The organism is Pontibacter chitinilyticus, assembly GCF_039748935.1.
Taxonomy (GTDB): Bacteria; Bacteroidota; Bacteroidia; order Cytophagales; family Hymenobacteraceae; genus Pontibacter; species Pontibacter chitinilyticus.
This window is the reverse complement of sequence record NZ_JBDIZJ010000002.1, coordinates 431,022-451,519: the sequence shown is the minus strand read 5'-3', so window position 1 is coordinate 451,519 and position 20,498 is coordinate 431,022. Positions and strand designations below refer to the sequence as shown.

Annotated in this window: 18 protein-coding genes; 8 read left to right on the top strand and 10 right to left on the bottom strand. The window is 51.0% G+C overall.

What is annotated here, in order from left to right:
- The first annotated feature begins 212 nt into the window (after window positions 1–212).
- The 4 genes from ABDW72_RS05500 to ABDW72_RS05485 all read left to right on the top strand — a co-directional run bounded on the left by ABDW72_RS05500 (window position 213) and on the right by ABDW72_RS05485 (window position 4,931).
- Complete coding sequence (locus tag ABDW72_RS05500) at window positions 213–1,202, top strand: hypothetical protein (RefSeq protein ID WP_347157457.1); 990 nt, start codon at window positions 213–215, stop codon at window positions 1,200–1,202.
- A 172-nt stretch (window positions 1,203–1,374) separates the two neighbouring features.
- Window positions 1,375–3,396, top strand: coding sequence for a M13 family metallopeptidase (locus ABDW72_RS05495; RefSeq protein ID WP_347157456.1), 2,022 nt, complete (start codon window positions 1,375–1,377; stop codon window positions 3,394–3,396).
- Between the two features lie 551 nt (window positions 3,397–3,947).
- A complete protein-coding gene (locus ABDW72_RS05490; protein ID WP_347157455.1) occupies window positions 3,948–4,136 on the top strand; it encodes a hypothetical protein in 189 nt (62 codons plus the stop codon).
- Window positions 4,137–4,931 carry an SPFH domain-containing protein gene (locus ABDW72_RS05485; RefSeq protein WP_347157454.1) on the top strand — a complete coding sequence of 265 codons (795 nt, stop codon included), beginning with the start codon at window positions 4,137–4,139 and terminating at the stop codon, window positions 4,929–4,931.
- Between the two features lie 639 nt (window positions 4,932–5,570).
- Here the strand turns inward: ABDW72_RS05485 and ABDW72_RS05480 are convergent.
- Window positions 5,571–6,164 carry an NADH-quinone oxidoreductase subunit C gene (locus ABDW72_RS05480; RefSeq protein ID WP_347157453.1) on the bottom strand — a complete coding sequence of 198 codons (594 nt, stop codon included), beginning with the start codon at window positions 6,162–6,164 and terminating at the stop codon, window positions 5,571–5,573.
- Window positions 6,165–6,458: 294 nt separating this feature from the next.
- On the opposite strand from ABDW72_RS05480, the gene ABDW72_RS05475 reads away from it, so the two are divergent.
- Window positions 6,459–9,797: an ATP-binding protein gene (locus ABDW72_RS05475; RefSeq protein ID WP_347157452.1), complete on the top strand. Its 3,339-nt coding sequence runs from the start codon at window positions 6,459–6,461 to the stop codon at window positions 9,795–9,797.
- A 67-nt stretch (window positions 9,798–9,864) separates the two neighbouring features.
- Here ABDW72_RS05475 and nuoB read toward each other — a convergent pair whose 3' ends face one another.
- Window positions 9,865–10,440: an NADH-quinone oxidoreductase subunit NuoB gene (gene nuoB, locus ABDW72_RS05470; protein ID WP_347157451.1), complete on the bottom strand. Its 576-nt coding sequence runs from the start codon at window positions 10,438–10,440 to the stop codon at window positions 9,865–9,867.
- Between the two features lie 41 nt (window positions 10,441–10,481).
- Window positions 10,482–11,000 (bottom strand): NADH-quinone oxidoreductase subunit A, encoded by a 519-nt coding sequence (locus ABDW72_RS05465; RefSeq protein ID WP_347157450.1) that lies wholly within the window; start codon window positions 10,998–11,000, stop codon window positions 10,482–10,484.
- Window positions 11,001–11,321: 321 nt separating this feature from the next.
- On the opposite strand from ABDW72_RS05465, the gene ABDW72_RS05460 reads away from it, so the two are divergent.
- Window positions 11,322–12,761 (top strand): thioredoxin-like domain-containing protein, encoded by a 1,440-nt coding sequence (locus ABDW72_RS05460; protein ID WP_347157449.1) that lies wholly within the window; start codon window positions 11,322–11,324, stop codon window positions 12,759–12,761.
- On the opposite strand, the gene ABDW72_RS05455 is transcribed toward ABDW72_RS05460, so the two are convergent.
- The 6 genes from ABDW72_RS05455 to ABDW72_RS05430 form a co-directional block, all read right to left on the bottom strand.
- Window positions 12,758–13,447, bottom strand: coding sequence for a YczE/YyaS/YitT family protein (locus ABDW72_RS05455; RefSeq protein WP_347157448.1), 690 nt, complete (start codon window positions 13,445–13,447; stop codon window positions 12,758–12,760). The genes ABDW72_RS05460 and ABDW72_RS05455 overlap by 4 nt on opposite strands.
- 69 nt (window positions 13,448–13,516) lie before the next feature.
- Window positions 13,517–14,071 (bottom strand): DinB family protein, encoded by a 555-nt coding sequence (locus ABDW72_RS05450; RefSeq protein ID WP_347157447.1) that lies wholly within the window; start codon window positions 14,069–14,071, stop codon window positions 13,517–13,519.
- A 76-nt stretch (window positions 14,072–14,147) separates the two neighbouring features.
- Complete coding sequence (locus tag ABDW72_RS05445; RefSeq protein ID WP_347157446.1) at window positions 14,148–14,702, bottom strand: Crp/Fnr family transcriptional regulator; 555 nt, start codon at window positions 14,700–14,702, stop codon at window positions 14,148–14,150.
- Window positions 14,703–14,709: 7 nt separating this feature from the next.
- Window positions 14,710–15,699 (bottom strand): hypothetical protein, encoded by a 990-nt coding sequence (locus ABDW72_RS05440; RefSeq protein WP_347157445.1) that lies wholly within the window; start codon window positions 15,697–15,699, stop codon window positions 14,710–14,712.
- Window positions 15,700–15,771: 72 nt separating this feature from the next.
- On the bottom strand, window positions 15,772–16,053 hold the full coding sequence (locus ABDW72_RS05435) for an acylphosphatase (RefSeq protein WP_347157444.1): 282 nt from the start codon (window positions 16,051–16,053) through the stop codon (window positions 15,772–15,774).
- Window positions 16,054–16,119: 66 nt separating this feature from the next.
- On the bottom strand, window positions 16,120–16,692 hold the full coding sequence (locus ABDW72_RS05430; RefSeq protein ID WP_347157443.1) for a hypothetical protein: 573 nt from the start codon (window positions 16,690–16,692) through the stop codon (window positions 16,120–16,122).
- A gap of 279 nt (window positions 16,693–16,971) precedes the next feature.
- Here ABDW72_RS05430 and sdaAA point away from each other — a divergent pair, with 279 nt between their 5' ends.
- Both sdaAA and ABDW72_RS05420 read left to right on the top strand, forming a co-directional pair.
- Window positions 16,972–17,877 (top strand): L-serine ammonia-lyase, iron-sulfur-dependent, subunit alpha, encoded by a 906-nt coding sequence (gene sdaAA / locus ABDW72_RS05425; RefSeq protein ID WP_347157442.1) that lies wholly within the window; start codon window positions 16,972–16,974, stop codon window positions 17,875–17,877.
- 371 nt (window positions 17,878–18,248) lie between these two features.
- Window positions 18,249–18,749: a DUF4168 domain-containing protein gene (locus ABDW72_RS05420; protein WP_347157441.1), complete on the top strand. Its 501-nt coding sequence runs from the start codon at window positions 18,249–18,251 to the stop codon at window positions 18,747–18,749.
- A 78-nt stretch (window positions 18,750–18,827) separates the two neighbouring features.
- Here the strand turns inward: ABDW72_RS05420 and ABDW72_RS05415 are convergent, their stop codons facing one another.
- Window positions 18,828–20,387 (bottom strand): hypothetical protein, encoded by a 1,560-nt coding sequence (locus ABDW72_RS05415; RefSeq protein ID WP_347157440.1) that lies wholly within the window; start codon window positions 20,385–20,387, stop codon window positions 18,828–18,830.
- Window positions 20,388–20,498 lie beyond the last annotated feature (111 nt).

The window sequence follows — 20,498 nt, the reverse complement described above, 5'->3', positions numbered from 1 at the left end:
CCTGTGCCTTTCCTGTGTGCGGCTTGAGGCATTTAAGATAGAAACTACTGCCGCTTCCTGCGTCGCTCGAAGTTGGTTCCGGCCTATTATATTGTAGCTAATTTATATAGTATAACCGTTAGTTCAGTTACGGTTATTGGTTATATTTGGTAGGCTAAACGTAGTGGGTTACGTTTAGGAACAAGTTATGCTCAATTTCAAATAATGAATCTATGAAGGATAGCTCAAGCAAATGGAAGGATTTTTTGTTGAAATCAAGCGTCCCACTTGAGTATGAAGTAAAAAGGCTTCTCGATAATTATGGTTGTTTAAGCACGTTTGAATACACTTACTTGAGAAAGGATGAGAATCAAATTCTTAATGAATTCTCATATGATATAGATGCGTCTTTCATCAAAGGTTCACACTTCTTTGAGTTAATGATAGAGTGTAAATATCGAGACCCTTCCACAAATTGGATTTTCACTCCTGAAAATTATGAAGGCTTTCAAGAAGTAAAACCTTATTCCTTTATAAATCCCGTTGATGCGTTTACGGATTTTCATAAGTTTCGAGATTTAGAGTATGAGCCTTTAGCACCTCTCTGCGGGAAAGGGATAGAAATAACATCGGATGGACAAAATCCCAAAACAATTAGCCAAGCAATATATCAGTTAAGCTACGCAATGGCAGAAAAAGTTGTCATTGGGATGGAACATCAATACGAAAAACTTTTAGGTAATATTGATATGGTTTTTTATCCTACACCAATCATAGTAACTACTGCGAACTTATTTCGCTTGAAGGAAAATGTGAGTATAGAAGATATCAAAAAATCAAAGTCTATAGATGAGATAAGTACTAAAGAAGATTGCCTTATTTTAAATAATAATACAGGAAAGAGCTTAGAAGATTTTAACCTCAAGATATTTGATGATTTTATTAGCAAGTATGGCAGGGAAAATCTTAATAAAAAACTTAAGTCCTTCAATAAAGATATAGAATTTGTATGTTCTGTGTTTGCAAAAAATTATTGTCCCTCAGCAATAGCAATTATTCACTTCTCTGAGCTAAATACAGGATTTAAAAAACTATTTAATTTTTTTGAAGAGATTATTAAACCCTCAGAAAGGACACTTAAAAGGCTCGAAGAGAAGAACAACAAATTGAAAGAGATGTCTGAAAAGTTTGAAGCACTAAAGCAAAATAAAAACGAAGCATAACCACACCCATAAGCCAGCTGCGCCGCCTTATGGCCAAGTACGTTAGCCTACCTTCTAAACACATTTTGTTTCTGATTTGGGATGTTTCCGAATGGAAAGAACATACTTTAAACAGCCTATCATTCTAAAATTCTTATCTTAGTAAATTCATTCACTCTTTCTTAACAGGAATATGTTCACTACGAAAAATCTTGTGATCCTTTTTGGTGCGCTGCTCACCATACAGGCCTGCACAACGCAGCCAGAGGGCAAAAGTGTCGCGATACAGGGTATAGACGCTACGCTCCAACCCGGAGACGATTTTTTCCGGTATGTGAATGGCATCTGGTACGATTCTGCCCAAATACCTTCTACGCAGGCAGGCGTAGGTGCTTATATGTTTATGAATTACCCGCAAAGGATTCGTCTGCAAGGCATATTGGATAGTGTCTCTCTCGGTAACAACCCGGCGGGTAGCATTGGGCAAAAAGTAGGGGACTTTTATGCGTCAGGGATGGATACCCTAACTATAAACCGGCGGGGCTATGACCCTATCAAGCCCATACTGTCACGCATAGATGCCATCAGCGATATTCCGTCCTTAATGAAGTTTGTGGCTGATGAATCGAAAGTTTACAATACTTCTATTGTGGGTTTTGGCGTAGGCCCTGATGACAAAAACAGCAGTATGAATATTGCCCAGGTTTACCAAACAGGAATCGGGCTTCCAGACAGGGATTATTATTTTAAAACAGATCCATCCACGCTCGGCATCCAGGAAGCGTACAAAAAATACCTGGCCACCTTATTTGAGCTTACCGGTAAGGATGCCGTAGCGGCAGTAAAAGAGGCGAATTTGGTTTACAACATCGAAAAGCAAATTGCCGCCTCACATAGAACAAGAGTTGAACTTCGGGATGTTAAAGCGAATTACAATAAGCTGGCCGTTTCCGATCTTGCAAAGAGACAACCTGCTATCGGGTGGCAACAGGTGCTCCGTGGTTTAGGGGCAAAAACTGATTCTATCGATGTGATGCAGCCTGCCTATTATGAGCAATTGAACAAACTCCTCCAATCCATACCTGTTGAAGACTGGAAGGTTTATTTGAAAGCCCGATCAATGAGTAACTATGCGGATGACCTGAGCAAGCCCTTTGTGGATGCGCAGTTTGAGCTTACCAAAGTGCTGTCAGGGCAAGCGGTGCAAAAATCACGCGGTGAGATGTTGACCAGTGCGGTGGATAATTTGCTGGGTGAGGCTTTGGGGCAGTTGTATGTGAAGAAATATTTTCCTGAATCTGCCAAGAAACGGATGCTGGACTTGGTGAACAATGTGCAAAAAGCATATGCAGCAAGAATTGACAAGCTTGACTGGATGAGCGACAGCACAAAACAAAAAGCCAAAGAAAAACTGTTTGCCATCACAAAGAAAATCGGCTATCCCGATACATGGAAGGACTACAGTACGGTACCTATTGTACGGGATAACTATTTTGCCAATGTAGTTTCCGCCTCGGGAGGCCAATATCAATATGAATTGGCCAAATTAGGGCAGCCGGTGGATAAGCAGGAATGGTTCACCACTCCTTCCACCGTTACGGCTTATAATAACCCTTCGGCGAATGAAATGGTTTTCCCAGCGGGTATTTTACAGCCTCCCTATTTCGATAATGATGCTGATGATGCCCTCAACTACGGAGGCATCGGAATGGTTATAGGACACGAGATGACCCATACTTTTGACGACCAGGGCGCTCAGTTTGATAAGAATGGAAACGTGAAAAACTGGTGGACCAAAGAAGATTATGAAAAGTTTAAAGCGAAGACCCAACAGGTCATCGATCTGTACAGTTCATTTACCGTATTAGATACCCTGCATATCAAAGGTGCAATGACAGTAGGCGAAAATACCGCGGATGTCAGCGGAGTGGCGGTTGCCTATGATGCATTTAAAATGACCCCTGAAGGACAGGATACGACAAGAATTGGTGGCTTTACTCCAGACCAACGGTTTTTTATATCTGTGGCCAAGATCTGGAGAGTAAAAATGAAAGATGAGTTTCTGCGTTTGTGGATAAACAACAACCCGCATTCACCTCCTATGTGGCGTGTTAACGGTCCTCTGATGAATACCCCCGCTTTCTATTCAGCATTCAATATACAGCCGGGAGATAAAATGTATGTGCCGAAGCAGGATAGGATAGCCGTTTGGTAAACTGTTGGGAGCGAGCATGTTTTACATGTAAAATGCCTGTTTTAGAAAATCAGGTTCAATATAACTTGGCAGTTGTCATGCCCTTGCTACAAGTTTAGCGCCGGTGCAACTTGTGGCAAGGGCATGAAGCCGGTTTGTAAAGGTGTGTAATTTGTAAACTATACTTAGGCTTTTACTATACTTATGCCAATCACAAACTGGCTGCCATACTTTACCACTGCGCTTAAACTGGCGGTATGTTTTTGAATGGAAGGTTATGGCGTGCTTTTTCTAAAAGGTTATGAGATAGGAGAAGGCTGCAAACCCGTGCCAGCGAAAAGAATGCTTAGCCATAGTCCATTGTAACGCCGCAAGAACCGATCCTCTTTCATCTCCGCTAGTGCGAGCTTGCAGCTCGTACTTTCAATCTTTAAGAAACAGGCAAAAGCACAAGCTAAAAGCTCGCTCCACCGAAAGGCTTTTGAAGCCTGGCCTTTATAGTTGGTGATAGCCTTTAAAAAAGTACATAAATTAAAGGTTTTAAGTATATTGCCTTTGCAATTTACTTCCTTATGAAATTCCAATATCTCCTCTTGATTGCCCTGCTGCTCCTGGTTGATATCCTGACCTTTACGCAGATCGCCTCGCTGGTGCGGCAGCCATCTGATCTGGCCGTGGCCGGAGGACTGCTCCTGCTGGGCGTGCTGGCTGCAGCCAATTTCTTTGTGATCCGCTATGCTTTCTCTAAACTCAACGCTTAAATGAACCGACAGATCTTTACCTGGAGCCTCTCTTTTGTGCTCCTGCTCGCCCTTACCATCACTATGACCCAATCCTGTACCCGCATTGACGCTGGCCACGAGGGCATTTTAGTAAAACTGTATGGCACCGACAAAGGCGTACAGGACGTGAGCCTGGTAACAGGGCGCGTGTGGTATAACCCATTTACCGAAGAAGTATACCAGTTTCCGACCTTTGTGCAGACCGTGGACTATGCGCCCTTTACTGTAAATGCGAAGGATGGCTCTGTTTTTACCGTCGACCCAACCATCTCGTTCCAGGTGCTGCCCGGCCACAGTCCGCAGATCTTCAGCAAGTACCGCAAAGAAATCGGCCAAATCACCGAGACGACGCTCTACAACTACACCCGCGATGCTTTCCGGATACAGTTTAACCAGTACAGCACCGACAGCATCATCTCGAACCGCCAGAGCTTTGAAGACAAGGTGCAGCAGGCCCTCGGCGATGCCCTGCACAAAGAAGGCTTTGCCCTGGAGCAGATGACCAGCGGCCTGCAATACCCGGAAGTGATCGTGCAGGCTGTGAATCTGAAAAACCAGGCTGTGCAGCAGGCCATGCAGGTAGAGAATGAACTGAAAGTGGCTGAGGCGCAAGCCCGTAAAAAGATCGTAGAAGCCGAGGCCGAAGCTAAAGCCAATGAATTACGCCAGCGTACGCTCACGCCCCTGCTCATTCAGCAACAGTTCATAGAGAAGTGGGATGGCCGTACGCCGCTTTACGGTAACTCTCCTACGTTTTTCAAGAACGTGCAGTAGAGTATAAAGTAGAGCTTGTGAGAAGTATAACCGACAGCCTTTTTTTTCATGCCGGGTCCAACCACCCCTGCCCCTCAGAGCTGCGCCCGCAAGTTTCGAACTCGCGTTTTCGCTTGTCTAAGGAGGGGAGCCTGTAGTCGCTTTGGCTTAAGTATAAGCGTTGTAGTTCTGGCTAATCAGGATTTCCCTTCTACCAAGACCTTTCCAGGATAACAGGAGAAAAAAGCAAAGAAGTAGAAGTATGAGATTTATACTTGAGCTTAAGTATAAGCAGCAGCTATGAGAAAGCTTCCAGTCCTTGGGTGGAGCGCCTTGGCGGGTTCCGGTGCCCGCAGGGCAGCGCGCCAGCGCAGGTACACGCCACCGCGCAATGCCCTTGTCGGGGGCCCCTGCACCCCCAGGACGTGCCCTCGCGGGCTTAGAGCGCACCAAAGCCAAAGATGAAACGGGACACGTATAAAACTGAGGAAGAACGGCAACTAGCAAGTATAGCCTGTCTCGTAAAGTATCAAACAGCAACTAGTAAGGATAGCTTGCCTGCCAAAGTATAGACCACAGCTATCAAGTGTAAAAAAGCATACGCCAAGTATAGCCGGAAGTATAAAGTTTAGCATCAGCAGCAAGTATAGTCACTATACCCTACTCCGGCTTTTCCCGCTTATCCGAAAAAGGTGTTGGTTTTGTAATCAGCCATTGCGGCTCGCCTTTAAAGCCGTTGAACTCGTTGTGCTGGTCGAAAGGGACTTTAATGCCGTGGTAGTAATCCTGCAACTCATAATCCTTTCGGAGCGGGTGGCCTTCCCAGTCGGTGGCGCAGAGGATGCGACGCAGGTCAGGGTGGCCTGTAAATGCAATTCCCAGCAGATCAAATATCTCGCGCTCGTGCCAGTCGGCGGTGCGCCAGATATGGCTTACGGTGGGTACTTCCGGCATGGGCTGCTCCGGTGTGTTACGCGGCACCTGTACTTTCAGCGTCAGGTGGTGGTCGTAAGGGATAGAGTATAACGTATACGCCACCTCCATGGTACCCGCCTCAGGGCCATTGTCCAGACCTGTGAGGCAGGAGAGGTAATCGAAGTAGGTCTGTTCGTTGTCGTGCAGGGCCAGGCACACGTCGGGCAGGCGCCCGGGCGATAGCACCAGGTACGGCTGCAGGTTATCTGCTTTTTCGGCAAGTATAACTTCCGGCCCAAACTGCACCACTATAAAATCTCTTAACTCCTCGAACGTCACGGTTTATCGCTTCTTGGTGGTATAGCTCCTGCAACAAAATCCTGCGCCGCAAAAGCCTTTCCGGTACTCCTTCAAAAATACACATTAGTTTGGCAAAGGCCTAGTGCAAACCATCTTTATGCAGCACTAACAGCAGGCTGCCAATAGATTGATGGCGGCCACCTTTTCTTTGTTTGGGAAAAAATGTTAATTTTAAATCAGGTTAGTACCTCTCGCGTAACTAACAAACGTTAGTTAAACATCAAGGAGGATAGCGACCCTATCAGGAAGAGCAGCTTAACAGCTGAAGGCAAGATGCAATCAAAGAGTATACCTACCCAAACTTTTTTCAGAGGCGGCGGCGAAATGGGTGAGCGCATCCGGCTGTTAGACTGGGCCCAAACACCGCTCGGCCCTGTAGAAAAGTGGCCGCAGAGCCTGCGCACCGCTGTTAGCATCATGCTTTCCTCCAAAATTCCGATGATGATCCACTGGGGGCCGGAGCTGATCCACTTCTACAACGACGGCTACGCCGCCATCATGCAAACCAAGCACCCGGGCGCCCTGGGTGAGCCGGCGTATCCGTGGTGGGCTGAGATGTGGGACTTCCTGACGCCTATTTTCGACCAGGTGAGAGCCGGCGAAACTACTTATTTTAAAGACCAGCTGGTGCTGCCGAACCGGCGCGGCTTTATTGAGGAAGCATACTTTACATTCTCCCACAGCCCCATTTACAACGAAGCCGGCGAAGTAGGCGGCATTTACGCCACTGCCATCGAAACCACGACGGATGTGGTAAACCATCGGCGGCTGGCGATGCTGAGCCACCTGGCCGCAAGTACCGCGCAGGCGCATACACCAGCACTAGCCTGTCAGGCAGTGGCGACCTCTTTAGCTACCAACCCGCGCGACGTGCCCTTTGCCCTCCTCTACCTGCTGAATGCCTCGGGAGAAACTGCCACACTGGCCGGCATAACAGGTTTAGAGGCGGGAGGAGTGGCAAGTCCTGCCACGGTCAGCCTGAAAAAGGACGCCGCCGCCTGGCCGTGGCCGCTGGCACAAGTAGCGACAACCGGCAAACCGATCCTTGTAGCAGACCTGCAGGAGCGCTTTGGCGAGCTGCCGGGTGGAGCCTGGCCGGAGTCTCCGGCGCAGGCTTTGGTGTTGCCGGTGGCACGGGTTGGGCAGGATGCCAGCCAACTGCCGTATGCTGTGCTTGTAACGGGCTTTAGCCCACGCAGGTCTGTAGATGAGGGGTATACATCCTTTTACACGTTGGTTGCAGACCATGCCGGGCGGGCCATTGCCAATGCGCTGGCCTATGAGGCGGAGCAGAAAAGAGCCGAGGCCCTGGCCGCCCTCGACAAAGCCAAAACACACTTTTTCCACAACATCAGTCACGAGTTCCGGACACCCCTCACCCTAATGCTGGGTCCGCTTCGGGCGCTGCAGCAAACAGACCTGCCGGCAGAGGCGCTGGAAGAGCTGGCCCTGGTAGAGCGCAACGGGCAGCGCCTGCTAAAGCTGGTTAATAACCTGATGCACTATGCCCGGGCCGAGGCCGGGCGGCTGAAGGCAAACTTTCAGCCTGTAAATATTGCTGAGCTGACTACCGACCTGGCGGCTTCATTCCGTGCGGCCACACAAGCGGCCGGGTTGGCCTTTACCGTAGATTGCCCCCGGTTAACGGAGCAGGTATACGTGGATGTAGAGATGTGGGAAACGATCCTGTTCAACCTGCTGTCGAACGCCCTTAAGTTTACATTTGAAGGCCAGATTAGTATTCGGCTGCGGCAGGATGGAGAGCAGGCGGTTTTGACGGTGGCTGATACAGGTATAGGAATAGCTGCCGGGGAAATACCACAGCTCTTCTCGCGCTTTTACCGCATAGAGGGGGTAACGGGCCGCACGCACGAAGGCTCTGGCATTGGCCTGGCACTGGTGCAGGAGCTCATTAAATTGCATGGCGGCACAGTTAGCGTTGCCAGCACAGCGGGAGAAGGCACCACGTTTACGGTAGCCCTACCACTGGGCAAAGCCCACCTGCCTGCTGATCAGCTAGCACCTGTGCCAGCAGCGGAGATGCCTACCACAAGCTCCGAAACCTACCGCAACTGGGTCGCAGATGTAAATTCAACCTATAAGTATAAACGGTCTGTGCCCGAACCGGAATGGCAGTCGGACGCTGCAGAAAAGCCGCTGGTGCTGCTCGTAGACGATAACGATGACATGCTGCACTACCTCCAGCGCGAGCTCCGGCAGGACTACCAGATACAGACCGCTGCCGATGGTGTTGCCGCCTGGGAGGCGATCCAAAAGCATCATCCGGCGCTTGTGATCTCAGATGTGATGATGCCCCACGTAGATGGCTTTCAGTTGCTGCAGCAGATCCGCAGCGATGAGCATACGCGCTTGCTGCCGGTGATGCTGTTGTCGGCCAGGGCCGGCGAAGAGGCCCGTGCTGAAGGGATGGAGGCCGGCGCCGATGATTACCTGATCAAACCTTTTTATGCGCGGGAGCTGAAGGCGCGGGTGAAAGCCAATGTGGAGCTCGCGCGTTTGCGCGGCCAGTTAACGGCTGTGGTTAGTAGTATGGCCGAGGGCTTTGCTGTGCTGGACCACCACCTGCGTTTCACCTTTGTAAATGCCCGTGCACTGCAGATCCTGGGGCTGATAAGCAAGCAGGTGAATGGCAAGCTGTTGCAGGAGGCCCTGCCTGCCGCTGCTTTTAAGGCGCTCCAATCGCGCATTGCCCTCTCGCAGAAAGACGAACTGGCCCGCACGTATGAGTTCCAGGCAAAAGGCCGCTGGCTGGAGGTGCGCATCCATCCGCTGGCAGAAGGCACCGCATTCCTGCTGACCGATATTACTTTCCGTAAAAATTCAAAAAGCAGCCTGCAGCATACCCTCGAAGAAACTGCCAGCCGCAACACGGCTCTGATTAAAGTAAACGAGACGCTGGACAGCTTTGTGCGCCTCGCCGCCCACGACCTCAAATCGCCGATCAATAACCTGAAAGCCTTGCTGCAGCTTCACCAGCAGGAGCAGCACAACCCTGTTTTGCAACAGGAAAGCTTTTCACGGATTCATACTTCTGTGAAGAAGCTGGACCTGACAGTAACAGGTTTGCTGAGCATTGTGAAGTTCCAGGCAAAAGGCGACCGCGGAACGCAGGAAATACGGTTTGCAGAAGTGCTGTCTGCCCTGCAGGAGGAGTTTGCCGGGGAGTTGCAAGCGCAGCACGGACAGCTTACCGGCGAATTTCAGGAAGCAGCCACCATCGTGTATGTGGAGGCATACCTGGTCAGCATTATCCGGAATATTGTGCAGAACGCGCTCAAGTATAGATCGCCGCACCGCCCGCCCGTCATTCACCTGCACACCGAGCGTGAACAGCATACGGTGCTACTGCGGGTATCGGACAATGGCATCGGCATCGACCTGGAGCGCTACGGCCATGACCTGTTTAAGCCCTTTAAGCGCTTTACGGATGTGGCCGAAGGCAACGGCCTGGGACTATACCTGGTGAAAAACATGGTAGAACGAAACGGCGGCAGCTTAGCAGTAGAAAGCAAGTCCGGCATGGGCACCACCTTCAACATCTACCTGAAAGAGTATAGCCGCACAGCGCCCCGGCAAGACAACGAAGCGTAGCACGGAAAGGAATATCCGGAGGAAAAAGGCAGTTTTTGTAAAGCCTGGCAGCAAGTATGGCCGGGCTTTATGCTTCTACAGGGCTTTCTGGCTTTTTATCAGCATCAGCCACAGGTTGGCCCTGCTGCGCGCGTTTGGCCATGATCTGCTGCACCGCTCGTGGCGCACGTATGGTTTCTTTGCGGATGATCTCCTGCAGCTGCAGAAAACCGCCAATCAGCGCTTCCGGCCGGGGTGGGCAACCGGGCACATACACATCCACAGGTATAATCCTATCCACACCTTTTACCACATGGTAGCCGTGCTCCCAATAAGGGCCGCCGCAGTTAGAGCAGCTGCCCATCGAGATCACGTAGCGCGGCTCCGGCATTTGCTCGTAGAGGCGGCGCACGCGGTCGGCCATTTTAAAGGTAACGGTACCCGCCACAATCATCACATCCGATTGCCGCGGCGAGGCTCTTGGTATAATGCCGAAGCGGTCCAGGTCGTAGCCCGAAGCATAGGCTCCCATCATCTCAATAGCGCAGCAAGCCAGGCCAAAGCCCATCGGGAACAGCGAGGTGAGTCGCGCCCAATTGAGCAGATCGTCCAGCTTAGTAATAGCTACGCCGCCTTCTCCTGTCTTCTCCTGCGGTAAATTCAAGTTCTTTGCAAATTATAAGTTTCGAATTGGCCAGATGCCCTTTATACCTGCTCCTGGTTTGATGCAGCTGTATTATAAACGCGTGGCGCTTGCCGGGCGTTCACTTGCTCGTACACGCTTAGCGGTATTTTTGAGCGGCTCTGCGGCAATATGGGTTTTGGCTTTATCCAGTCAAGGTGGCCTTTGGCCCAGGCATAGGCCAGGCCCAGCACCAGCACCCCTATAAAAAAGAACATTTCTGCCAGCGAAAACCAACCCCAGGCACCGTCTGTTGCTTCTATCAGTTCGCGGCGGCCAAACACCGTAGCCCATGGAAACAAAAAGGCCAGTTCCACATCAAAAATGATGAAGATGAGCGCCACCACATAAAAGCGCGGGTTAAACTGTATCCAGGCGTTGCCAATCGGTTCCTCGCCGCTTTCGTAGGTGGCCAGCTTCTCCGGGTTTGGGTTGTTCGGGCGGATCAGTCGGGCTGTAAACAGGCCAATCACCACAAAAATAGCCCCCCCGATCAAGAAAAGCAGGATCGTGCCGAAGTCTGATGTATAGGTTTCTGCCATGCTGTTGCAGCTGTTTATACAAATTTACAACAAAATTGCGGGATTGTTGGTGCGAGAGGGGCAGCGCTTGCAGAAGGTGTGCATGTTGCGGGCACTGGTAGTTTATTGTGGGCTACCTTATCCAACCACCCCTACCCCTCCTTAGATAAGGAGGGGTAGGGGTGGTTGGCCGGGATCAGCTGGTACTGCCTAAAGCAGCTTGAGTAGCGGTGCATGCCTGGTACAATTAGATTAGTGACTCGTTTTCAGGTGATAAAACCAATCTTACTAGAAACCTGTAACAGATAGAGCAAACACCTCACGCTAAAACAAACTTATACTATGCTCACCGGACGCGTAAACGCACCAGAGATCAACACCAAACAAGGCTGGCTCAATACCGACAGAAACTGGTCTATCAAGGAATTCAGAGGCAAAATTGTGCTGCTGGACTTCTGGACCCTCGGCTGCATTAATTGCCAGCACATTGTGCCGGACCTGAAGCGACTGGAGGAAGAGTATGCGGATGTGCTGGTGGTGATTGGCATTCATTCTGCCAAGTTTGATGCGGAGAAGCAGCAGGAGACCATCCGGCAGGCAATTCATAAATTTGGCGTGGAGCACCCGGTGGTAAACGATGCTGAGTTTAAACTCTGGAACCAGTATGGCATACGTGCCTGGCCAACGGTGGTGCTCATCGATCCGAACGGGAAAGTGGTGGGCCAGCATGCAGGCGAAGGCGTGTACAAGACAGTACAGCCGTATATCCAGAAGATGAAGGAGGAGTTTGACGGTGAACTGAACCATGAACCGCTGCCGTTCCACATGGAAACACCACCCAAGGCGACTTCGTTATACTTCCCTTCCAAGCTCATCAGCGACAGCGAAGGCAACATCTATCTCTCCGACAGCGGCCATGACCGCATTCTGAAGCTCAACCAGCAGGGGCAGGTGCTGGAGGTAATCGGCAGTGGGCTCCAGGGCTTCGACGATGGCGGCTACGAAGAAGCAACTTTTTACGAGCCGCATGGCCTGGCGCTGCACGGCGCTATACTCTATGTGGCAGACGTCAAAAACAATGCTATCCGGAAAGTAGACCTGGGCCAGAAGCGCGTCGGCACCGCAGCTGGCACTGGCGAACTGGGCTATTATTTCCGGGACGACAAACTGAATGAGCCCGTAAACCCCAACAGCCCCTGGGACCTGCTTATACTTGGCGGCTACTTATACATAGCCAATGCCGGCAACCACCAGATTCTGCGCATGGACCTGGCTACGGAGCAGGTATACCGCTTTGCCGGCAGTGGCCGCGAAGCGTTAACAGATGGCCTCCTGCAGGAAGCCGCTTTTAACCAGCCCAGTGGCCTCGCCCACAACGGCCCCGTGTTGTATGTAGCTGATGCCGAGGCCAGTGCCATTCGTACCGTAAACACGGAAACAGGTATGGTGCTCACGTTGCTTGGCAGGGGCCTGTTTGATTTCGGGGATGTGGATGGCGATGCGGATGATGCCCTGCTACAGCACTGCGTAGGTCTGGAGGTTATCGACAGTGATGTATACATAGCCGATACTTACAACGGCAAGATCAAGGTGCTGGATGTGCAGCGGCAGCGTGTACGCACCCTGGCAGAGGGGCTGCACGAGCCGAACGACATCCTCTTTCTGAATGGCCGCTTGTGGGTGACCAGCACTAACAGTCACCAACTCTTTACAGTTGATATCAGCACTGGCGAGAAGCAGGAAGTAGCCGTGCAGTACCACCAGCAGGAGGCGGCGGGTTAAGCCGGCACCTGCTGGCCGGTGAGGGTGGCGCGTAGTCGTTTAAAGTAGCGCAACATCACCTGGAAAATAGGACTTTGGATAAGTGAGTAGAAGAAAGTAGCAACAAAAATAGGGCCGCCCAGTAGAAAGCCGATTACCATCACCACAAACTCTACGGCAATGCGCGCCTTGGCAACAGAGAGCCCGGTGCGCTCGGCCATCGACAGCATAAAGCCATCGCGCGGCCCCGCACCAATGCCCGCTGCAACATACAGACCGCCGGCAATACCCACCACCACAATGGCACAGGCCAGCTGCAGAAAGTCGCGGTAAGTATGGCTTGCCTCCGGCAGCACCTGCAGCCACAGGAAAAAGTCCATGATCGGGCCAATGAGCAGTGCGTTCAGGAAAGTACCGATGTTGACGTATTTGCGGTCTATAAACCAGGAAACAGCTGTCAGCAGCAAACCGACAATGGCGCTCCAGGTACCGATGGATAAGCCCAGCTTCTGATACAGTGCCACGTGCAGCACCTCCCATGGGTGCAGCCCCAGGTACTTCACCTTCACGGCAATAGCGTTGCCGAAGCCGAACAACAGCAGTCCTGAAAAGAAGAAAATATACTGAATGACCCGCTCGCGCATGCCTTGTTTCTGTTTTGCCGGATGAGGGCGCAAGAAAGCGAAAATACGCGAAAGCGCCGGCATCTTTTGCCTGTTGTCGCTTGCGCCGGCAATAGCCAACTGGCTTAGCAGAAGCAGGCTGCCTGGTGCTGGCTAGGCGGCCGCCTGCTTTGCCAACTGCTGCTTTACGCGCAGGGCCTGCTGCACATGGCGCTCCTGGTGCAGCACCACAAACTCCAGCGTTTCGCCAATGCGCATCTTCAGTAGCTTAAAGAACTCCACAGGTACTGCTTTTTTGTGCAGGTTGGCGGCTTTCGCTTCCTCCAGCAGGTGCAGCAGTTCGGTCTGGTGCTGCAGGAACTCTTCGAGGGTGGCGCGGGTCAGGGCGCTGTTGTTGGGGTTCATGTGCTTCACCGTCTTGTGCTTTTTCATGTTTTGCGGGCGCACCATGTCCAGTGACTTTTTGCCGAGCCAGCTATAGCTTATACTTGCTGCAACCTGCCCGTTTGTGTTTCGGCTGATGGCGGTGGCCAGGGTGGGGTTGTAGTAGCGGCTGTAGCGGTTCAGGTGCTCCAGGCACTCCAGTATGCTCCAGCTATCGGGGCTGGGTTTGAAGTTGAGGCTGCTCAGATCGAGCGGGGCGAGTTCGGTAGCTACGGTCTGGTAGAGGCTGTTGGTGGTTTGGGAAAGCTGCGCAAGTGTGTTCATACAATTCATAGTTTTAGAGGATACACTGCAAAGATACAGCACCTTAGCTATCTGAATCCTTGATGCAGATCAAGATTTATACTCTCAGGCGGCTCAGCGTTTCGGGCGACATGCGCAGGTAAGAGGCGATATACTTTTTAGGGATGTGCTGAAACAGGTGCGGGCTCCGCTGCATCATGCGTTGCAGGCGCTGCTCCGGTTCGGGCAGCAGCAGGTCTACCTCCCGCTCTATCTTGCCCACCAGCGCCTTCTCTAATTGCTCGTACCAAAACCGTTTGATGTTGGGCCGGTGCTCCATCAGTTGCACAAAGTCAGCTTTGCTGATGCCCCGCAGCTCACTCTTTTTCAGCGCCTGGATATAGTATGCCGAAGGTTTCGCATCGACAAAGGAAGGGAAAGACACCAGCAACGTATTCGGGTAGCCAAAGCCCACGCAGATGTCTTCGTCTGGAAGAGGGAAGTAAATGCGCAGCGCCCCACTGGTCACAAAGTATAAACCCTGCTCCACCTGCCCCTGCCGGATCAGGAAATCATACCGGCTCAGCTGCACCCGCTTTTGCCAGAGCGGCTCAAAAGCATCAATATCCTCCGGGGTGAGGAAGGGGGCTTGCTGAAAGAGGCTGCGGAGCATGGGAGCGTTAAATTATTAAATTATCTACATGTTCAGAGAGTTCATTCAAAACAGCATCTGACATGTATTCTAACCGTTTCTCTTTTGCCAATTCTTCAACAGAATCGTAGGAAATGAACGAACATAAAGGGGCAAGTATATGCTTGAAAACTGGTCTTGATAATTCTCGCATTACTTTATCTTGTCTCTCAAGAGGAGCAACAATGTGTGCTTTGATATTAAGATTAGGTTGTAACGCCATCAGGTCTGCCATGCGTAGAATACCAGAATAAATAGAGGTTGTATGCTCTACCTCGAAAGCGCGCACGATTGAGTGACCTTTTATCCAGAGCACGTCAATATTCTCAATTGTTTTTAAGGTGTCGTTGTCATAGTTTAAGGGCAGGTCCTGCAGCATAGAATCTCTTTTTGGCTGCCAAACTTCCAGTACTCTACTTCTATCATTTTTCGGAATCCATACCTTATACTTCATGCGCTCACCAATTTGTGCGAGCAGTGCCTGAATTTTAATGGAATCGCGGGTTGGAGTGGGCTCATGTACTGAGCTTTCAGGTGTTACTGCAGGACTCCCTCCTTCAGTGCTTTCGCCACCTGTTTCAAATGGTATAAAATGCGCTGTTTTGTTTCTTCTGAATTCCTGATCTAGCAGTTGGAGTGCCGCCCTATCCTGGATTGGCTTGGAGCCTTGCAGGTATTTTATGGCCCAATGCTTCCCGCCGGGTTCAGATAAAATAGCTATATCAAATGGCTGGCAAAATTCTAATTCTTTGATCGTGAGGGCTTGAGCATATCGCTCCCCATCAGGCCAAGGCTTGTAATCTGTTATAGCATCCAACTTAAACCGAGCACCACAGAAGGTTCTCTTCCCCACTTTTACAGCCAGATAAATTATATTACCAGGCTGTGGCCCTCTATTGGAGAATCCTGCGACTCTTTGTTCAATACAAATAGTATAGTTTTCAACAGAAGTTGAACAGTGAAGGATTCTAGTGCTCATTAAGTTGTAAGAAAGAGTTGTCAGTATAGTATAAAGTTAATGTATAGGTATACATGTTCCTAATGCTTCCCCTCACCGCCGTTGCTCAAACTCCTTAAAGTTGGCTATATCCTCCTGCTCCTCCACCTCTACCTTTTCTACGCGGGCGCGCCTGGGTCCTTGGTGTACCCACTGCTGCAGTTGTTGCAGGGCTTCGTCGTTTCCTTCGGCTTCTAAGTATACGCTGCCGTCGGGCTCGTTCTGAACGAAGCCGGTGAGGCCCAGTTCTTCCGCTTTTTCCTGGGTGCTGGCCCGGAAAAAGACGCCTTGTACTTTGCCATACACGCGGATGGCGATACGTTTGGTGTTGCTCATGCTGTTGGGTATAGGTGGCTGCTACTCATCTTCTTTCTGCTTTTGCTGTCCCTTTGGTGTTCCTGCTCAACGCTTGAGCTGGCTCAGAAAATTAGCGGCATCAGCCACTAGCACAGTGTCGTTCATATCAGAGATGATGCCGAAGCAGGCATCCTTCTCCGGCACAAACAGGCGCCCTTCTGTCTCTATTTCATCCTCCTCTGTCCTGCGCTCCAGCAGCCGGAGCTTCACTGAGAAGCCGTTTTCCTGGTAATTTATCGGCGTATCGGAAGTGAACTCCGCCTCAAAGTAACCTTCTTTATTCGTTTCCACTTCCAGGTGCATGCCGGCAAAAGAGGCCGTGAGCCGGGCATGCGGAATAGCACTTAAAGCAAAACGGCGCAGCATACGAAGGCTTTGCTCGCCGGAATTTTCTTCATCTGCATCGTCCTGTTTCTTGTCTTTCTCTATTACCCGGCCTTTCAGGTATACATAGGTATCGGAGTTGTAACCGTAAAAGGGCAAAATCATGACCGGCCGCAGCAGGTGCAGATTTTCTTTCAGCTGTTCTCTGCCTGCATCCAGCTCCTGCTCCAGTTGTATGACGGCTTCGTACAGTTTCTTCTTTATATTCAAAATATAGTAAGTTTGTTTTCCCATTTTAAACGTGGCAGGCGAGCACAGGTTGATGCGTATACCAGGCATTTCGCGCCTGCTGCTCCCGACAGGCAATTGGACGAATCTCCGTTCAGGTAAATTCGGAGGGATTGGCCTGGCACGTTCTCATTCTGCTGCTTTAAGCGGCACAAGCAGGTTGTTTTAGAACGTTTCCGGGCGCGAAGTTTGTTCTTATAGCAGCAACAGGGAGCCGGGTTAAATTAGCTATCTTTGGCCCCTGGAGCTGACAGAGAGGCAGCGGAATCAAAACAAAGTAAAGCGATGTCATTGTTATTCAACGATTTTAAAAGCTGGGAAAGCCACTGCCTTACGGCAGGCGAGCCGCTGTACAAGCCTGTGCTGGAGTACGAAATAGAGCAGAAGGATCGCACCGAAGCCTTTATCTGGGAAAACATTGCCAAAGCCTATGAGGTGATGAAAGACGCCGTGCACACTGGCCTGACCGAAGACATGCGTTCGCGCTCAGGTATGGTGAACAACGGGGCCAAAAAGGTGGCTAAGTCGCCGGTAACGGTGCTGTCGCCGGAGTTTCAGATGCTGGTGTCGCGGGCGCTCGGGGCCAAGGAGGTAAACTCGTGCATGGGCCGTGTAGTGGCTGCTCCCACGGCTGGTGCCTCGGGTATTTTGCCCGGCACCCTCACCACGCTGCAGGAACTTCACCACCTCGACGACAGAAAGATACACGAGGGCCTGCTGGTGGCGGCCGGCATAGCCCTGATCATTGAGCAGAATGCCTCGCTGGCTGGTGCTGTAGGCGGGTGCCAGGCCGAGACAGGTAGTGCGGCGGCCATGGCAGCAGGCGCTATAGTGTACTGCCTGGGTGGCAGCATCGAGCAGGTGTTTACGGCAGTTGCGATTACCATACAATGTATGCTGGGCCTGGTGTGCGATCCGGTAGCGGGCCTGGTAGAAGTGCCCTGCATTGTGCGCAATGCCAGTGCGGCCGCTATTGCTTTCTCCTCGGCCCAATTAGCCATAGCCGGCGTAAACGCAGTTATACCGGTGGACCAATGTGTGGCAGCGCTTGGCGAAGTAGGCGAAAGTATGGAGCGCAAGTATAAAGAGACAGCCGAAGGCGGCCTGGCAAACACCCCCAGAGCCAGAGAAATAGAAAACTTTGTGCTGGTGCAGGACGTGGAGATTCTGCCGGATGAAGATGCAGAGTAGTTTTAAAGGATGATACAAGTATAGAAGGGCAGGAAGCAGAACAGCTTTCTGCCCTTCTTCCTTTCCGGGCGCTTGCTATAACGGTGCACACGTTCATATCTTCTGCTATCCTGTTGCTGATTCATAGCTGTACCGGATAGTTGTGCGGAACAAACGGGGCACAAGATAGCGGCTATACTTGTTTCAGGTGAATTTATACTTGAGTTGAAGTATAAACAGAAGCGTCTGCAGTGACACGCATCTTTTCGTAGCGCGCTTTTGGGCGGAGGAATAACTATTTTAAAGAAAACAGGTATACAACAGTTACTGCTATGCGGAGCAGGACTCCTGCAGATATTTTTTAATTTACCTACCTTCTAATTTAGAATCCCATGAACATGCAACATAAATTGAAAGCAGCGGCACTCGCTGCACTGACGGTTATATGCGCTTCTTTCGGCCAAGTGGCCCAGGCGCAAACCACGCCCACTCCTGCCCCTGCAACGCAGCAGCAGACGCAGAGCTTTACCGATGCCGAGTTGAAGCAGTTTGCCGAGGCGAATACACGCCTGATGAGCTTGCAGCAGGAGAGTGAAACGAAGATGATGGGCATGCTGCAGGAAGAGAAGCTCAGCGTAGACCGTTTCAACGAAATGGCCAATGCGCACCAGCAGCAGAAGCTGGCCGAACTCAAGGCGAGCCCGGAAGAAATGGCTGCTTTCAATAAAATAGCCCAGCGCATCATGGACATGCAACCTGACTTGCAGAAAGCAGCTGAAGTAGCGATCCAAAAAGATGGCCTGGCGCTGGACAAGTATAAGCAAATGATGATGGCTTACCAGCAAGACCCAGCGCTGCAGGAAAAAGTGAACAAGATGATGGTGAAAGAATAAATCCGCAGCATCAAGTATAAATAAAAACAGCCCTGCCGGATATCCGGCAGGGCTGTTTTTATTTATACTTACCGGCAGTTACTGCTGGCTCGGCTGCGGCTCCTCCTGGTTCTGAGAGAACTCCACAATGCGGAAAGTCTTTGATTTCCTGTCGTAATAGCCATAGTGTAGCTTATCGCCGTAGCGGTACACCGTCTGGTATTCCGGCTCCTGCTTCAGGTCGTCCTCATACTTTTCGAGTTTGTCCTGCAGCAGAACGGGCGCTTTCTCGCTCTCTACCTTGGCCAGGCTGTTGCTGTCCAGGATAGACCGGAAGTAGGTGCTTACGCCCGGGCCTGTCGGGAAATTGCTTTTCTGGCCCATCGGATCGTAGAAGTAGCGGCTGTAGTAAGGCGAGTTCAGGTAATAGCTCGGGATGGTATAAGCCGGCGTCCAGCGGCCCGGGATCATCACCAAGCCACGGCGTGTCTGGTAATAGCGGTCAGGGGTGCGCACCAGGCGGCTATAGTCTTGGTCGCCGTTGCGGCCATCCGATGGTGGCTGATAAGAGCCGATCGTCAGCTGAATGCTGTTGTCGCTGAACTTATCAACCGTAATGGCTGGTACGCCGCTGGCCAGATTTTTCATCACCTTCGAAGTTTTCTCGATCACGGTATTATCAGAAGAGAACAGCCCTTTGGTACCACGCTGGCGCACCGGCGTTGATTTGATCGTAATCTCCTCGTCACCACTATAGTTATACTCCTTGAGCGGCTGCAGCGTGTTGAAATCGTAAGCAGTCAGGTTCAGTTGGTCGCGCTCCAGGTGTACCCGAAACAGGATGTTATCGTTCAGGAACGAGTTGAAGCTGGGCCCTTTTTTCTGCACGATCTCCGGCAACGTGCGGTAGCTTGTTTTACCGGTGTTCCAGTCCAGCGTCAGGATCTCGGTGGTGGCTTTGTTGCCTTTCCCTTTTAGATCGTAGCCGTCGAACACCAGGTATACCTGATCGCCGTGGGTATAGATCTTACTGCGGTGATAGCCGGTGTACACGGTGCGCTCCAAGTCGGGGTGCACATAGATCAGGTCTGCCAGGCGGCCGTAGCGGTCGCGCACTTTCGGCATATCTGGTTTAAACACCTGCAGGTCCAGGTGCGCCATATCGTCTTCGGCATCGCGGTACAGGTACAGGTTATCCTTTTTATCCGTGTACAGCATGTAAAAGTGGTTGTCGTTGCCGAAGCCACCCACAAACGTTTCACCGCGCTTTATGTCCAGTTCCTGGTCCTGCAAACTGCGGAAAGCACCCGTGTTCCGGTTGATGGCAAACGGGCGTACGTACTCATGCCGGCCATTGGTGTAGCGGCTGTAAAAAACAAACTCATCATCAGTTACGCGGGTGCCCAGGACCTGTGGGTCCTGCGAAAAGCGGTAGGGAATCTCGTGTTGTGCCAACTGCTGCCCGTTGGGGCCCAGCAAGCTAAAGTTCAGCTTGCCATTCTGGAAGAAATATATGCATACGTTGCCGTCACCATCTGCTACCGTCACCAGATCTTCAGGGTGGCGCAGCGGCAGGTCAAGGTTCGCAAACTCTTTCTGGGCGCTCGCCATGGTGGCAAACAAGCCTAAAAAGAGCAAGGTTAGAATTGATTTACGCATAAGTTAAAGGCTTGAAATGTATACCTTTATAACGTACAAATATTTGGCCAAAGTATATAAATCAGCAGTGTAGCTCACAGAATTAAGTGTTGTCATGCTCTAAGGGATGAT